This window comes from Jiangella anatolica (assembly GCF_003236295.1).
Classification (GTDB): domain Bacteria; phylum Actinomycetota; class Actinomycetes; order Jiangellales; family Jiangellaceae; genus Jiangella; species Jiangella anatolica.
Genome location: NZ_POTW01000042.1, coordinates 1 through 14271 on the forward strand (window position 1 = coordinate 1; position 14271 = coordinate 14271).

General features: G+C 72.0%; 16 protein-coding genes. 11 read left to right on the forward strand and 5 right to left on the reverse strand.

Annotated elements, in window-relative coordinates:
- Window positions 1-436: ABC transporter permease family protein (locus C1I92_RS17505; RefSeq protein ID WP_325048155.1), on the reverse strand; the 436-nt coding region annotated here is incomplete at its 3' end.
- On the reverse strand, window positions 433-1470 hold the full coding sequence (locus C1I92_RS17510) for a LacI family DNA-binding transcriptional regulator (protein WP_111255941.1): 1038 nt from the start codon (window positions 1468-1470) through the stop codon (window positions 433-435). The genes C1I92_RS17505 and C1I92_RS17510, both read right to left, overlap by 4 nt.
- Before the next feature lie 122 nt (window positions 1471-1592).
- Here C1I92_RS17510 and C1I92_RS17515 point away from each other — a divergent pair, with 122 nt between their 5' ends.
- Entirely contained in the window at window positions 1593-2918 is a 1326-nt protein-coding gene (locus C1I92_RS17515; RefSeq protein ID WP_111255942.1) for an ADP-ribosylglycohydrolase family protein, read from the forward strand.
- 8 nt (window positions 2919-2926) lie between these two features.
- Here the strand turns inward: C1I92_RS17515 and C1I92_RS17520 are convergent, their stop codons facing one another.
- On the reverse strand, window positions 2927-3157 hold the full coding sequence (locus C1I92_RS17520) for a hypothetical protein (RefSeq protein WP_111255943.1): 231 nt from the start codon (window positions 3155-3157) through the stop codon (window positions 2927-2929).
- A 177-nt stretch (window positions 3158-3334) separates the two neighbouring features.
- Between C1I92_RS17520 and C1I92_RS17525 the strand changes: the two genes are divergently transcribed.
- Window positions 3335-4240, forward strand: a complete 906-nt coding sequence (locus C1I92_RS17525; protein ID WP_158564187.1) for a MurR/RpiR family transcriptional regulator — start codon at window positions 3335-3337, stop codon at window positions 4238-4240.
- On the opposite strand, the gene C1I92_RS17530 is transcribed toward C1I92_RS17525, so the two are convergent.
- Window positions 4218-4922 (reverse strand): HAD family hydrolase, encoded by a 705-nt coding sequence (locus tag C1I92_RS17530; RefSeq protein WP_111255945.1) that lies wholly within the window; start codon window positions 4920-4922, stop codon window positions 4218-4220. The two genes, C1I92_RS17525 and C1I92_RS17530, sit on opposite strands and share 23 nt — an antisense overlap.
- An 85-nt stretch (window positions 4923-5007) precedes the next feature.
- On the opposite strand from C1I92_RS17530, the gene C1I92_RS17535 reads away from it, so the two are divergent.
- The 9 genes from C1I92_RS17535 to C1I92_RS17575 all read left to right on the forward strand — a co-directional run bounded on the left by C1I92_RS17535 (window position 5008) and on the right by C1I92_RS17575 (window position 13273).
- The gene (locus tag C1I92_RS17535; protein WP_111255946.1) at window positions 5008-6117 is read left to right on the forward strand and encodes an aminotransferase-like domain-containing protein; all 1110 of its coding nucleotides are present in this window, start codon (window positions 5008-5010) and stop codon (window positions 6115-6117) included.
- Between the two features lie 118 nt (window positions 6118-6235).
- On the forward strand, window positions 6236-7117 hold the full coding sequence (locus C1I92_RS17540) for a carbohydrate ABC transporter permease (protein WP_111255947.1): 882 nt from the start codon (window positions 6236-6238) through the stop codon (window positions 7115-7117).
- The gene (locus tag C1I92_RS17545; protein ID WP_111255948.1) at window positions 7114-7932 is read left to right on the forward strand and encodes a carbohydrate ABC transporter permease; all 819 of its coding nucleotides are present in this window, start codon (window positions 7114-7116) and stop codon (window positions 7930-7932) included. The genes C1I92_RS17540 and C1I92_RS17545 overlap by 4 nt, the downstream gene beginning before the upstream one ends.
- A gap of 28 nt (window positions 7933-7960) precedes the next feature.
- The gene (locus C1I92_RS17550; protein WP_111255949.1) at window positions 7961-9289 is read left to right on the forward strand and encodes an extracellular solute-binding protein; all 1329 of its coding nucleotides are present in this window, start codon (window positions 7961-7963) and stop codon (window positions 9287-9289) included.
- Window positions 9286-10407 (forward strand): ABC transporter ATP-binding protein, encoded by a 1122-nt coding sequence (locus C1I92_RS17555; RefSeq protein ID WP_111255950.1) that lies wholly within the window; start codon window positions 9286-9288, stop codon window positions 10405-10407. Before C1I92_RS17550 ends, C1I92_RS17555 begins: the two co-directional genes overlap by 4 nt.
- A complete protein-coding gene (locus tag C1I92_RS17560) occupies window positions 10404-11189 on the forward strand; it encodes an HpcH/HpaI aldolase family protein (RefSeq protein WP_111255951.1) in 786 nt (261 codons plus the stop codon). The genes C1I92_RS17555 and C1I92_RS17560 overlap by 4 nt, the downstream gene beginning before the upstream one ends.
- Window positions 11190-11199: 10 nt before the next feature.
- Window positions 11200-11997, forward strand: coding sequence for an alpha/beta fold hydrolase (locus tag C1I92_RS17565; RefSeq protein WP_111255952.1), 798 nt, complete (start codon window positions 11200-11202; stop codon window positions 11995-11997).
- Window positions 11998-12129: 132 nt separating this feature from the next.
- Window positions 12130-12549, forward strand: coding sequence for an MmcQ/YjbR family DNA-binding protein (locus tag C1I92_RS17570; protein ID WP_111255989.1), 420 nt, complete (start codon window positions 12130-12132; stop codon window positions 12547-12549).
- A complete protein-coding gene (locus tag C1I92_RS17575) occupies window positions 12533-13273 on the forward strand; it encodes a class I SAM-dependent methyltransferase (protein ID WP_111255953.1) in 741 nt (246 codons plus the stop codon). Before C1I92_RS17570 ends, C1I92_RS17575 begins: the two co-directional genes overlap by 17 nt.
- A gap of 484 nt (window positions 13274-13757) precedes the next feature.
- On the opposite strand, the gene C1I92_RS17580 is transcribed toward C1I92_RS17575, so the two are convergent.
- Window positions 13758-14261: an O-acetyl-ADP-ribose deacetylase gene (locus C1I92_RS17580; RefSeq protein ID WP_111255954.1), complete on the reverse strand. Its 504-nt coding sequence runs from the start codon at window positions 14259-14261 to the stop codon at window positions 13758-13760.
- Window positions 14262-14271: the final 10 nt, after the last annotated feature.

A 14271-nucleotide genomic window follows, 5' to 3' on the forward strand; every position in this document is an offset into this window, starting at 1 on the left:
CCACACCGGCGAGGAACGCCTGCAGCATGACGCTGATCACGATCGGTGAGATGAAGTACGGCAGGAACACCGACGACTGCAGGAAGCGGCGCAGCGTCCGGTGCCGGATCTCGTTGATCGCGATGGCGAGCGAGACCGCGGCGACCATGGTCGCCGCGATGAACAGGACGTTGAGGAAGATCGTGTTGCCGATGATGCGCGCGGCGTTGCCAGACTCGAAGAAGAACCGGAAGTTGTCCAGTCCGACCCACGGGCTGCCGAAGACGCCGTCGCGGATGTTGAAGTCCTTGAACGCGACGACCAGCCCGGCCAGCGGCGCGTAGCTGAAGACCGCGAAGAACACGACCGCCGGGACGGCGAGCAGCCACAGCGAGTTGTCGTGGTGCAGCGAGCGGCGCCGCCGGCGGACGGCCGCCCGGCTCCCGACGGCGGTCATGGGCCGACCGGCCGCTCAGGCACGGACGCCGTCGACTCGCGCACCTCCAGGCGCGCGGGCGGCGGTTGTCCGACGTCGTCCGTTCCGCCCTCGACCTGACTCATCAGCAGTTGTGCGGCGCGGTATCCCCACTCGGCGACGTCGACCGACACCGTCGTGAGGGACGGGTACGCGTAGCGTGTCATGTCGCTGTCGCCGTAGCCCACGATCGAGAGCTCCCGCGGCACCTCGATGCCGGCCCGGCGCGCGTGACCCAGCCCGGCGAGCGCCATGTGGTCGTTGGCGTAGACGATCGCTGTCGGCGGGGTGCGGCCCTCGAGCAGCTCACGCGTCGCCGCCAGTCCCATCTCTGCGCTGAAGTCGGTCTCGACGATCCGGGGGGTGCGCAACCCGCGTGTGGTCGCCGCCGCGACGAGCGAGTCGCGCCACCGCTCGGCGTGCAGCATGTGCGACGGCCCGACGACGAGCCCGAGCTCGTGATGCCCGAGAGCGACGAGGTGCGCCACGAGGGCGTCCAACGCCGCCTCGTCGGACACGGACAGCGTGGGGAAGCCGGCATCGACCCTCGGATGACCGAGGACGACGGCGTGTGCGCTCAGCTCCTGGACCAGGGCGAGCCGCGGGTCGTCGCGCCGGACGTCGGTGAGGAACACCCCGTCGACCCGGCCCGACTCCAGCAGGGAACGGTACGTCTCCAGCTCCCGCTCGAGCGACTCGACGACACTCAGTACGAGCACGTGGCCGGGACCGGAGATCGCGCGTTCGACGCCGGAGATGAAGGTCGGGAAGAACGGGTCGGAACTCAGGACGCTCGGGTTCCTGCTCAGCACCAGCCCGTAGGCCAGCGACCGGTTGGTGCTCAGCGCGCGGGCCCGGGCGTCGGGCTGCCAGCCCATGTCATGGGCCACGGACAGGATGCGCTCGCGCGTCTCCGGAGAGACGCCCGGACGCCCGTTCAGCGCGAACGAGACCAGCCCCTTGCTGACGCCGGCGCGCTGCGCGACATCCGCGATGGTCGTCTTGCGACCGGCCATGGGCACTCCTCGTCGAGTCGGTGACACCAGCGTCTTAACCGGTTTAGAATGTACTCACGGCCTCAGGGTTGCGCAAGCGACGACTCGCCGGCCGCCTCGTCCACCCATTCGCCAGGAGTCCCATGTTCGCGCCGTACCCCGTCCTCCGCCGTCAGCTGGCGACGATGCTCCGCGACAAGGCCGAGCAGGGCGGCGCCGTCGACGATCTCCGCGACGCGATCGGCGGCGTGGCCGACGACTACCAGGCGATGGCCGACCTCGCCGCGCGCATCGACTCCGCGCCGCTCCGACCCGACTGGCCGTACATGGAGCCGAGCGACTACGCGGACATCCAAGCGGAGCAGAACGCCCGTGTGATCGCCGCCACGGTGGATCCCGCGGATGCCGTCGCGCGGGCGCGTGCAGGCTTCCTCGGATCAGTCGCCGGCTGTGTGCTCGGCAAGCCCGTCGAGGTCATGCCGACCCTCGACGAGCTGCGCGACGCGCTCGAACGCATCGGCGACTGGCCACTCGACGACTACATCTCCGTGCGGATCGCGTCGGAGGACGGTCTGGCGAGGCTGCATCCGGACCACCTGGAGAGCGCACGCGAGCACATCCGCTGGGTGCCCGCCGACGACGACATCAACTACACGTTGCTCGGCATGATGACGATCGAGCGGTTCGGGCGGACGTTCACCAAGTACGACCTGCGGCGCATGTGGCTGGAGAACCTGCCGCTCGGCTACACCTGGGGGCCGGAACGGGGCTTCTTGACCAAGCAGGCCCTGCTCATGGGCGTCGACGACGAACCGGAAATGGACCTCGAGGCGCTGCCCCGGACGCTCAACCCCGGCAACGAGCTCTGCGGAGCGATGATCCGCGCCGACGCCTACGGCTATGCGTCCCCGGGGCGACCCGATCGGGCGAGCGAACTCGCCTGGCGGGACGCCTCGCTCACGCACCGTGGAAACGGGATCTACGGCGCGATGTTCGCCGCGGCGGCGATCGCGGCGGCCTTCGTCACGTCTGACTGGCGAGCGATCGGCGAGACCGCCCTCGGCTACGTGCCGCGGCGCAGCCGGTTCGCCGCGATCGTCGGCGACTCGATCGCGCAGGTCGCGGCGGCCTCAGACTGGCTCGACGGCTACCGACGCCTCCATGGCCGCTACGGCGAGTACGGCCACTGCCGGGTCTTCCAGGAGACCGGCACCCTCCTGAACACACTGCGGTTCGCGACGAGCGTCGGAGACGGCATCGCCATGCAGGTGAGCCAGGGCAACGACACCGACAGTTACGGCGCGATCGCGGGCGCGATCCTCGGCGTCAAGTTCGGCCCGGGACACCTCGAACCGCGATGGCTCGAACCGTTCGGCGACGTCATCCACACCCGGTTGGCCGGATACTACGAACTTTCGCTGGACGCCACCGCGAACAGGGTCGCCGCTCTGGCGGCGGCGCCGAGCTGAGGCCCGGGTCAGAGGACGGCGCCCCGCGGTGCGATCTCGACAGCGGCCACGCCCCGGGCGAACACCACCACCAGCCGGCCGCCGTGCCGGGCGCGGAGCACGCCGGAGTCCTGCGCGAGCACTGCGATGGCATGCTCGACGAGCTCGTCCTCGCTGACGTCGGGCTCATCGATGGTGACGTCCATCTGCGATCCGCCGATGAACTTGACCCGCAGGACCACCGTCGCCGAGCCGACCATGAGCGCTCCTTGGCAGGGAGCCTGATCGGCTCCGCGTAGTCTCAGACTATGCCCGCCGGCCACGCCTCCCGGCCGAGGCCGATGGCAACAGCGGTGCCGCTGATAGGGGCGATCGGGCAACGGAGTTCTCTGTATCCTCTGCGGTGGCACAGCCGTGGCGGAACAGTGGGAGGCCGAGTGACCGTCCAGCGCGGGAAGGAACCCAGCGCCGGTGGATCCGAGCCGCTGACGAGCGGAGCGGTGCTGGCCAAGATCCGGGCCGCGGCGCCGTCGCTGGTGCCGAGTGCCTGGCGGGCGATGGAGGTGATCATCGCCGATCCCGAGGCGGTGATCGGCTACGCCGCCGCGGACCTGGCCGCCCGAGCCGACACGGCGGCGTCGACGGTGGTCCGGGCGTGCCAGCAGGCCGGATTCCAGGGATTCCAGGACCTCAAGCTCGCGCTGGTACGCGACCTGGCGCTGCGGGGCACCGATCAGCTCGTGTACGCGGACCGACTCGACTCGGAGTCGGACCCGGCCGACGTGCTGCGCACGATGCTCGGCGCGAGCAGCCAGGCGCTGGCCGATGCGATGACGACGGTCGACCCGGTGGCCTTCGCCGGCGCCCTGGAGGCGTTGCGCACCCGCACGCGCGTGCTGGTCGTGGGCAACGGCCAGTCGTCGGCGCCGGCGCACGACGCGGGGTACCGGCTGCAGGCGCTGGGGTTGGCGATCTCGGCTCCGGCGGACGCGCTGGCTCAGCATCTGTCCGCCCGGCAGCTGGACGACACGTCGGCCTGCATCGCGGTGAGCCACACCGGCGCCACCCGCGAGACCCTGCTGGTCGCCGAGACGGCGAGGGCGCGCGGCGCCTACGTCGTGGCGGTGACGAGCTTCCAGCACTCTCCGCTGGCCGACCTCGCCGACGCGGCGCTCGTGGCCGGCAGCCCGAAGCAGGGGTTCCGGCTGGAGGCGACGGCCAGCCGGCTAGCCCACCTGGCGATCATGGACGCCCTGTTCGTCGGCCTGGCGTTGAAGGACCCCGCTCGATCGACGGCCTACCTGGACGCGATGGCGGACGTCACCGCCGAGCATACGATGTGAGCCCCGTACCGACGAGAGATTCGATGTCGACGGCGGAGTCGAGGATGTGCGTGTGCGGGGCGGCCTGCAGGACCGACCGGTCGTCGGCGCCGGTCGTCACGCCGGCCACGACCCCGGCGCCCGATCGCCAGCCCGCGACCAGATCGGCGCGCGTGTCGCCGACGACGGCGACGGCGTGCATGTCGGTGACCCCGAGCTCGAGGACGGCGGTGAGGATCATGTCCGGATACGGACGGCCCCGGCCGGCGTCACCCGGGCTCACCGCGAGGTCGACGGCGTCGCGCCAGCCGAGGGCGTCCAGGATCACCTGACGAGTGGCCGGGGCGAACCCCGTCGTGAGCGCCACTCGCACACCGGCGCCGCGCAGCCGGTCGAACAGCGCCTCGATCCCGGGGAACGCGGTGACACCGTGCGCGTGCAGGAGCTCCTCGTACCGCCGCTCGAAGGCGACGTTGGCGCGGCGGGCGGCCTCGTCCGGCAGGATCTCGCGGAACGCGTCGAGCTTGCTGCGCCCGCGATTGCGGGCGAACGTCGCCATGGCGTCGTCGAGCGCGGCGTCGCCGGCGACGCCCGCGGCCACCAGACCGCCGCGGAAGGCCGCACCCACGAGGCCGTCGTCGCTGAAGATGGTGCCGGCCATGTCGAAGACCACCAGCTCCCAGGGCGGCTGTGTCACCTGCATCGGACTTCCTCTCCGAGGGAATGTCAGTGCTCGAACGAGCAGGACTCTAGCAACATCATTCCTTCGGCCGGTAGCCTGAGCCGCTATGGCAGGCCCGATCGTCGCCGACTTCACCCGGTCCGTCCCGCCGGTGCCCGACGAGCTCGGCGTCGCACTGTCCGCGTCGCTTCGCCAGCTGGCCGCCGATCCGGGCCTCGACCTGCTCGTTCGCACGACCGTCCCCGGCGGCGATCCGGCCGACCGCGCCGCGGCGGCGTCCTGGCTGGCCCGGCGCATGCCGGAGCCCGATCCATCGCGGGTGGTGCTCACGAACGGCACGCAGAGCTCGCTGCTGCTCGTCCTGCGCCACCTCACCCACCCCGGCGACCTCGTGCTCGCCGAAGGACTGACCTACGGGGTCATCGGCGATCTCGCGGAGCAGGCCCGGGTCCGGCTGCGGGCCGTGGCGATCGACGACGACGGGATGGTCCCGGACGCGCTGGACGAGGCCTGCCGCGACACCCGGCCCACCCTGATCTACTGCAATCCGACCCACCACAACCCCACGACCTCGATCATGAGCGAGCGGCGCCGGGCGGACATCGCGGCCGTGGCGCGCCGGCACGGCGTGCCGATCTTCGAGGACGACGTGCTCGGCGCGCTGCATCCGGACGGTCCCCCGCCGCTGGCCACGCTCGCCCCGGAGCTCACCTGGTACTCGATGGGCCTGACCAAGGCACTGACGCACGGCCTGCGCGTCGGGTATCTCCTCGGCCCCGACACCCAGGCCGTCCGCCGGCTGCTCGACCCCGTCGCACGGCTGTCGCACTGGGCGGCGAGCCCACTGTCCGCCGATGTGGTGCGCCGCTGGGTCGGCGGCGGACAGGCCGCCGCGATCGCCGCCGCGATCCGCCGGGAGTCCGCCGCCCGGCAGCGGCTCGCGCGCGACCTGCTGACCGGGTACTCGTTCCGGAGCCAGGACACCTCGCTGCACCTGTGGCTGCGGGTCCCGCCGGGCCGTTCGTCGCAGGAGTTCGGGGCGACGGCGGCGGGCCGCGGCGTGCTGGTGCGGCCGGCCGAACTCTTCGCCGTCGGCGGCTACCCGGCGCCGCCGAGGGTGCGGCTCTCGCTCAGCACCCCGCTCGATCGAGCCGACGTGCGCCGCGGGCTCGAGGTCCTGGCCGCGATGCGCGACGAGCCGCCACTACCTGCGTGAACGCGCCGTGAACAGTCGGCGACGCTCGCCGGCCAGGCAACGACATTGCTAGACACGCCTATATCCAGACAGTAGCGTTCCCTGGCGTCGGACCGCCCACCCTCCAGAGGACGCCTTGATGACCCTCCGCATCCGGCAGCCGCGCGCGGGCCTGCTGCTCGTGCCCGCCTACGTGCTGCTGGCCCTGACGGTCGTCGCGCCGGTGCTGGTCGTCATCGTGCTCTCGCTGTTCGACTACGACCCGCTGCTCGGCACGGCCGACTTCGTCGCACTGGACAACTTCGGCCGCGTCCTGTCCAGCGACGAGTTCGGCCGGGCGCTGGTCAACACGGCGATCTACCTGATCCTGACGGTGCCGGTGACGCTGACCGCGTCGATGCTCGTCGCGCTCGGCATCCACTCGTTGAGCTGGGGCGGCACGCTCTGGCGCAACGTGTACTTCCTCCCGGTCGCCTCGACGCTGGCCGCCATGGCCGTGGCCTGGCGGTGGCTCTTCTACGGCGGCAGTGGCGTGGTCGACGCCACCGTCGGCCGGGTGCTCGGCGTGGAGGACTGGCTGCACTCCACCACGCTGGCGCTGCCCGCTGTCGCGGTCGTCGGGACGTGGGAGAACGTCGGCTTCGCGGTGGTGATGTTCCTCGCCGGCCTGTCCGCCGTCCCGCCGCAGCTGCTGGAGGCGGCCCGGCTCGACGGCGCCGGGGCGTGGAGCAGGTTCTGGCACGTGACGTGGCCGGCGCTCGGGCCCGCGGTGGTGTTCACGCTGATCATCACCACGCGGAACGCGCTGAAGGTGTTCGACCAGGTGCGGGTGATGACCGAGGGCGGGCCGGTGAACAGCTCGACCACGCTGTCCTACCTGCTCTGGGAGCGCGGCATCCGCTTCCTCGACGTCGGCGGCGGATCGGTGATCACACTCGTGCTGCTGGCCCTGATCCTCGGGGTGACGGCGATCCAGTTGGGCACGGTCGGGCTGCGCTGGGAACGGGCGGGCACCCGATGACGGCCCGCGTCGTCACCCGTCAGGTGCTGACGCACCTCGCGCTGGCCGTCGGCGGCGTCGTCATGCTCGCACCGTTCGCGATCATGCTCTGGACCGCCTTCGTGCCCGAGCGGCTGGTGTTCGGCGGCGCCGGGCTGGGCGACCTGACGTTGGAGAACTTCCGGATCGCCGTGCGCGAGTCCGACTGGCTGCGCGCCTACCGCTCCAGCGTCATCGTCGCCGCCGTGACGTTCGCCAGCCAGCTCCTCACCTGCCTGCCGGCCGGGTACGTCCTCGCACGGCACCGGTTCCGCGGCCGTTCTCTCGCGCTGGGCGTGATGTTCGGGTGCCTGATCGTGCCGGGCATGGTCATCGCGATCCCGAGCTACGTGATGATCTCGCGGGTCGGTCTGCTGGACACGATCGCTGCGCTGGTCTGGCCGGGCCTGACGTCGGCGTTCGGGATCTTCCTGTTCCGCCAGTTCATCCTGACCCTGCCGCAGAGCATCTTCGACGCCGCCCGCATGGACCGCGTCGGCGAGTTCGGAATGGTCTGGCGGGTCGTGCTGCCCAACGTCAAGCCCGCGATCGCCGCCTTCGGCATCTTCAGCGTCGTGTCGAGCTGGAACGACCTGTTCTGGGCGTCGGTGGTGCTGCAGAGCTCGGCCAACGCCACGGTGCCGTTCGCCATCACCCAGTTCGCCGACCAGGAGGCCGGTGTCCGGTACGGCGCGCAGATGGCCGCGGCCACGCTCGCGGTCGCGCCGCTGATCGTGGCGTTCCTGCTCGCGCAACGCCAGTTCGTCCGTGGCATCAACCTCAACGTGGCCGACTGACCCTCACCACTTCCACGACAGGAGCGTCATGACCTCGCACCTCTCGATCGGCCGCCGCCGACGCGCCGGCTGCCGTCTCGGCGTCATCACGGTGGCCGCCTTGCTGGCCGCGAGCTGCGGAGGCGGCGACGACAGCGCCTCCGGCGAGCCGTCGGGCGCGGCGACCGATGCGCCGGTCACCGTCGACGTCCTCATCCCCGACACCTCGACCAACATCGTCAACCCGGCGTTCGAGGTGCTCACACCGGAGTTCACCGACCGCACGGGCACGACGGTCGAGTTCGTCAACTCCGGTGGCGACTACGGCGCCGTCGAGGAGCGCATCCTCGCCGCACGGGTCGCCGGCGATCTCCCGGACGCGGCCATCATCAGCTCGGCGTCCATCCGCACCTACGTCGACGCCGGCCTGGCGCAGCCGTTCGACCCGCTGATGGAGGCGGACGCCTCCTACGACCCGGCGACGGCGGAACCGGCGCTGCTGGACTTCGGCGTCTACGACGACCAGACCTTCGGCCTGCCGCTCACCGCGTCGTGGGTGGTCATGTACTACAACGCCGACGTCTTCCGGGCAGCGGGGCTGGACCCCGACGACCCGCCGGCCACGTTCACCGAGCTCGAGGCCGCCGCCCGGCAGATCGTCGACTCCGGCGCCGCGCCGAGCGGACTCGCGTTCCGCTTCGCCGACGACCCCAACATGTGGCGCCTGCAGAACGTCGTCGCCTCCGCCGGCGGAGCGCTGATGAACGACGACCAGTCGGAGCTGACCTTCGACGACCCGGCGCTGACCGGGCTCGTCGAGTTCCTGGCCGAGCTCGCCGCCGACGACGTCGTCTCCCTGTACGACTCCACCTCGATCGGCGAGGCCTACTTCCGCGGCGATGTCGGCATCGTGTTCGACGCCAGCTCGAGCGCCCGCACCCACGCCGAAGGCGCCGCCTTCGAGTACCGCATCGCCCCGTACCCCGTTCTCGACGACGGCGACGACCGGGTGCTCCTCGCCGGCGGCGCCTCCATCGTGATGTTCACCGACGACCCCGTCCGCCAGCAAGGCGTCTGGGAGGCCGTGCGCGAGCTCATCGGGCCGGCCGGCGGCACGGCCTACGAGGAGGAGCAGGGCGGCGGCGTCGTCGTCCTGGACAAGAGCGCCAACGCGGCCGTGGCGGACGAGCACGCCGCCCTGGCGCTCACGGCCGGCGACGTCGCCGACTTCGCCCCGATGTTCCAGTTCCCGGGGCGCTCGGCCCAGGAGATCTGGAGCATCCTCGGCGACGAGATCCTCGCCGCGCTGCAGAGCGGCAAGGACCCGGCGCAGGCACTGGCCGACGCCGAGGACGCCGCCGGGTCGCTGCTGCCATGACCGCCACGTCGCCGGCCCTGAGCTCGTCCGTCCGGACGGAGACCGCGTCGACGCCCGGGGTGACCTGCCGGAACCTCGTGAAGCGCTTCCCCGACGGCACGGTCGCGCTCGACGACGTCGACATCGAGTGCCCGCCCGGCGGCATCACCGTGCTCCTCGGACCGTCCGGCTGCGGCAAGACGACCCTGCTGCGCTGCGTCGCCGGGCTCGAGCAGCCGACGGCGGGCGCCGTCCTGATCGGCGGCCGCGACGTGACCCGCGTCGATGCCGGTCTGCGGGGAGTGGCGATGGTGTTCCAGAACCACGCTCTGTACCCGGACAAGACGGCCGGGGGCAACCTCGCCTTCCCGCTGAAGATGGCCGGCGTCCCCAAGCGGGAGCGGGTGCGCCGGGTGGCGGCGACCGCCGAGTTGCTGCACATCGACGGCCTGCTGGAGCGGCGGCCCAGCCAGCTCTCCGGCGGGCAGCGGCAGCGGGTCGGCATCGGGCGGGCGCTCGTGCGCGAGCCCGACGTGCTGCTCATGGACGAGCCGTTCTCCAGCCTCGACGCCGAGCTGCGCGTCGAGATGCGCGCGGAGTTCCTCGCGCTGCAACGCCGGCTCGGCATGACCACGCTCTACGTCACGCACGACCAGATCGAGGCGCTGTCCCTCGCCGACCAGCTGGTCGTCCTGCGCGACGGCCGGATCGAGCAGTGCGCGGGGGCGGAGGAGCTCTTCCGCCGTCCCGCGACCAGCTTCGTCGCCACCTTCCTCGGGGGCATGAACCTGCTCACCGGCACGCACCGCGACGGCCGGTTGTCCATACCCGGCCGCCCGGACGGGCTGACGCTGCCGCCGTCGCTCTCGGCACCGGACGGCGTCGTCACCGTGGGGGTGCGGCCCGAAGATCTCCGGCCCGGCCCGGGACGCGATGACGACCTGTCACTGGAGCTCACGCCCGTGCTCACCGAGCTGCTCGGCCGGGAGCGGCTGGTCCACGGCACCTTCGGCGGGCTCCGCGTGAAGGTGCGACTGCACGCCGACATCGCGGTCGGCGAGCGCCTCATCGTGCATGCCAGCGCCGCTGACCTGCACCTGTTCGGTTTCGACGGCACACGACTCCAGGAGGCGGCATGAAGGTGAACACCACGAAGGCGAAGATCCTGCGCGGCGAGATGGTGGTCGGGCTCGCGCTCGACTCCGCCGACCCGATCATGGTCGAGTACGCCGCGCTCGCCGGGTTGGACTTCGTCCGCATCGACCTGGAGCACGGCCCGGCCACGCTGAGCGACCTCGAGCACCTGGCGCGCGCGGCCGAGGCGGCGGATCTCACCCCCACCGCCCGTCTCGCCGTGAACCGGCCGGAGATCGTCACGCAGGTGCTCAACCGCGGCATGACCGGCCTGACCTTCCCGCACATCAGCACTGCCGAGGACGCGGCCGCGGCGGTGCGCTCGGCCAAGTTCGCGCCTGAGGGCGACCGCGCCATCACCACGCCGGGCGGACGGGGCATGCACGCCCGCTGGGCGCTCGGCGTCCCCGCTGACGACGCCTACGCCTTCGCCAACCGCGAGACCATCGTGACCTGCCTGATCGAGGATCCGATCGGCGTCGAGAACGTCGAGAAGATCGCGGCGGTGCCGGGCGTCGACCTCATCACGTTCGGCGCCGGCGACATGTCCGCGACGACCGGCCACATCGGTGACTTCAACCACTCCGACGTGCGGGCGCTGATCCTGGACGGCATCCGCCGGGCGCGCGCCGCCGGCAAGCCCGTCGGCATCTCCGTCGGCAACCGCTCGATGGAGCGGGCGGCGGCGTTCATCGACGCCGGCGTCACCGTCGTGCAACTGCTGCCCGCCCCGCTGATCGTCGACGGCGTCGCCCGGATGCTCGACGAGCTCGCCATCCGGCGCTGAGGACCGTCCGGTGCCGTTCGCACAGCTCGGCCCCGGCCGCGTCTTCTACACCGACCACGGGACCGGCACGCCGCCGCTGCTGCTGATCCACGGCTGGACCTGCGACTCGCACGACTGGCGGGCGCAGGTCGGCGCGTTCGCCGCCGAGCACCGGGTGATCGTGCCGGACCTGCGCGGCCACGGCCGCTCGTCCGTCCCGGCCACCGGCTACGTGCCGCGGGCCTTCGCCGCCGATCTCGTCGCGCTGCTCGACCACCTCGGCGTCCAGGAGTTCGTTCCGATCGGTCACTCGCTCGGCGCCGTCGTGGCGGCGGTCCTCGCCGTAGAGCAGGCCGGCCGCGTGCTGGCCTGCGTCAGCGTCGATCCCGCGTATGGCCTCGACGACGCAGAGGCGGCGACCGTCCTCCGCCAGGTGGAGGAGCTGCGCTCACCCCGCGGCCCGCACGTCGCCGGCGTCATTCTCGAGGCGTCCGAGGCCGCGCCCTCGCCCGCTCTGCGCGCCTGGCGCCGCGACCGCATCGCCGGCCTGCGGCCACACGTGGTGGCCGAGACCTTCGCCGGGCTGTTCGAGCCGGCCGACCAGGTCGCGATGCGGCCGGCGAGTGCGGCCTACCTCCGGCGGCGAACGTGCCCGGTGCTGGCCGTGCACGCCTCGTCCGTCCGGGCCGACTGGGAACGCGAGCTCGCCGCCCACCCGCGCAGCCGTGTCGTCACGTGGTGCGACACGGGACACTGGCCGCACCAGGAGCGACCGGACGAGTTCAACGCGCTCGTGCTCGAGTGGCTCGCCGGGCTACGCCTACGCTGAGCCCTGTGGAGGGGCTGTGCACACCGGCGACGACTGGGGGCCGGAGGCTCCCACGAGTCGCCAGTCCGGACCGTGAGTCGACCGGAGCGAAGGAGTCCACGTGCACGGCCCGAGACGTCGGGAGTGTTGATGATGGAGGACGGCGAGCGGCCGGCCACGGTCGCCGACGTGCACGAGGTGGCGGCGGCGATGCCGCACGTCACCGTCTACCCGAAGACCGAGCACCGGCCCGTCTACCAGGTCGGCGGCAAGTCGTTCGTGTACTTCCGCAACCCGCGGCCGGACGCCGTCGACCCGGAGACGGGCGAGCGGTACGACGACGTGATCGTGCTGTGGGTGGAGTCCGAGGCGGAGAAGGAGGCGCTGGTCCAGGACCCGCGCACGCCGTACTTCACCACGCCGCACTTCAATGGGCACCTGTCGGTGCTGGTGCGGGCCGCCCGGCTGGGCGAGCTGACCCGCGCCGAGCTGGCCGAGCAGGTCCAGGACGCCTGGATGTCGCGCGCCTCGAAGGCGCGGGTCGCGGCCTGGCTGCGTGACCGTGGCGAGTAACCGGGCGGCCTGGGACGACGCCTCGTCCAAGCACGTCCGCGAGTACGACGACCTGCTGGCGCAGGCGCGGACGGCGACGCTGCTGCCGGCCGAGCTGGAGCTGCTCGGCCCGGCACTGGCGACGTCGCCGGAGGTCGTTCACCTGCAGAGCGGCCACGGCCTGGACGACGCCGCGCTGGTGCGGGCCGGCGCCCGGTCGGTCGTCGGGGTGGACTTCAGCGCGGTCGCCGTCGCGGCGGCGCAGCGGCGGTCGGACGCACTGGGACTGCCCTGCCGGTACGTCGTCGGCGAGCTGCCCGGCGCGCCACTGCGCTCCGGCTGCGCGGACCTCGTCTACGCCGGCAAGGGCGCGCTGATCTGGCTGCCCGACCTGGCGGCCTGGGCCCGGGACGTCGCGCGGCTGCTGCGGCCGGGCGGGACGCTGTTCGTCTACGAGGCACACCCGGCGGTGCCGCTGTGGACGTGGGACGCCGACGAGCCGCGGATCCGGCCGGACCGCGGCTACTTCGAGCGTCGCCACGTCAACGACACCTTCCCGGCCCGCGGCGCGGTCGAGTCGCAGGCGACGCTCGGTGAGATCGTCACGTCGGTCGTCGCGGCCGAACTGGAGCTGCGGCACCTGGCCGAGTACCCCGACCCGTTCTGGCGCCCCGACGGCGTCGACGCGGCCGCCTGGCGCGGCCGGCTGCCGAACGCGTTCTCGCTGCTGGCGGCCCGGCGCTGAGGCCACACACGAACGGGGCCGGCTCTCGCCGACCCCGTCTCGCTCCCTGCGGCCCGCCGGCTACCTCAGCAGCGCGACGAACTGGTGCAGGGCAACACCCAGGATGGAGAACGCTCCCACGAGACCCGGCCACAGATCCCGCAGGATCTGACCGATGAGCTCAGTGTGCTGGCGCAGCTCTCTAAGCCTGGCCAACGTGGTGCGCTCGTCCCTGTCGCGGTGACTCAACGGATCTCACTCTCTCTCGAGAGCTACCGGTGAGCCGCTGCTAACAGCCCGCCCGGTAGCCCATCTCTGGACTACGCCGGGCGGGTGCCCGATGTAGTTAAGCCCTTCAGGATGACAGCTGGTCAGCGCAGACGTCAACGGCTAGACTCTTGGATGGCCGGTGGAGGTGCTGCTAACACCGATGATCCCGGCCGGACCCCGGCGCGCTTCTCTCGCGAAAGCGGTGACTCACCGCGCCGGGGTTTCTGCTGCCCCGTCAGCCCTCGAGGGCGGCGGTGAGGAGCTCGTACGTCGGGCGGTCGTAGGCCACCAGGCGGATCAGCTCGACCCGCGTCGGAACGGTACGGACGGTGTCGACGGCGATGCGGGCGGCCTCCTCGGGCGGGTAGCCGAAGACACCGGTCGAGATGGCCGGGAACGCCACGGACCGAGCGCCGAGCGAGTCCGCCACCTCCAGCGACCGGCGGTAGCAGGACGCCAAGACCGAGGCCTCGTCACGCGTCCCGCCCTTCCAGACCGGTCCAACGGTATGGATGACGTGGCGGATGGGCGGGTCGAGGTCGAACGCAGGCGTCGCCACGGCGTCGCCGGGCAAGCAGGGCGCCAGCGCGGCCCCTGCCTCCTTCAACCGCGGGCCGGCCGCCCAGTGGATGGCCCCGTCGACGCCGCCACCGCCACGCAGCGACGAGTTCGCCGCGTTCACGATCGCGTCGACGGCCTCGCGGGTGATGTCGCCCTGGACCACCTCGAGCCGCGCCATGAGGCCGAAC

Bases quoted from the DNA above. Each gene is read 5' to 3' on its own strand.
- C1I92_RS17530 (WP_111255945.1), bottom strand. From the start codon at position 4,922: ATGCAGGTGACACAGCCGCCCTGGGAGCTGGTGGTCTTCGACATGGCC.
- C1I92_RS17540 (WP_111255947.1), top strand. From the start codon at position 6,236: ATGACCCTCCGCATCCGGCAGCCGCGCGCGGGCCTGCTGCTCGTGCCC.
- C1I92_RS17520 (WP_111255943.1), bottom strand. From the start codon at position 3,157: ATGGTCGGCTCGGCGACGGTGGTCCTGCGGGTCAAGTTCATCGGCGGA.
- C1I92_RS17560 (WP_111255951.1), top strand. From the start codon at position 10,404: ATGAAGGTGAACACCACGAAGGCGAAGATCCTGCGCGGCGAGATGGTG.
- C1I92_RS17510 (WP_111255941.1), bottom strand. From the start codon at position 1,470: ATGGCCGGTCGCAAGACGACCATCGCGGATGTCGCGCAGCGCGCCGGC.
- C1I92_RS17570 (WP_111255989.1), top strand. From the start codon at position 12,130: ATGGAGGACGGCGAGCGGCCGGCCACGGTCGCCGACGTGCACGAGGTG.
- C1I92_RS17515 (WP_111255942.1), top strand. From the start codon at position 1,593: ATGTTCGCGCCGTACCCCGTCCTCCGCCGTCAGCTGGCGACGATGCTC.
- C1I92_RS17535 (WP_111255946.1), top strand. From the start codon at position 5,008: ATGGCAGGCCCGATCGTCGCCGACTTCACCCGGTCCGTCCCGCCGGTG.
- C1I92_RS17580 (WP_111255954.1), bottom strand. From the start codon at position 14,261: ATGGCGCGGCTCGAGGTGGTCCAGGGCGACATCACCCGCGAGGCCGTC.
- C1I92_RS17550 (WP_111255949.1), top strand. From the start codon at position 7,961: ATGACCTCGCACCTCTCGATCGGCCGCCGCCGACGCGCCGGCTGCCGT.
- C1I92_RS17545 (WP_111255948.1), top strand. From the start codon at position 7,114: ATGACGGCCCGCGTCGTCACCCGTCAGGTGCTGACGCACCTCGCGCTG.
- C1I92_RS17555 (WP_111255950.1), top strand. From the start codon at position 9,286: ATGACCGCCACGTCGCCGGCCCTGAGCTCGTCCGTCCGGACGGAGACC.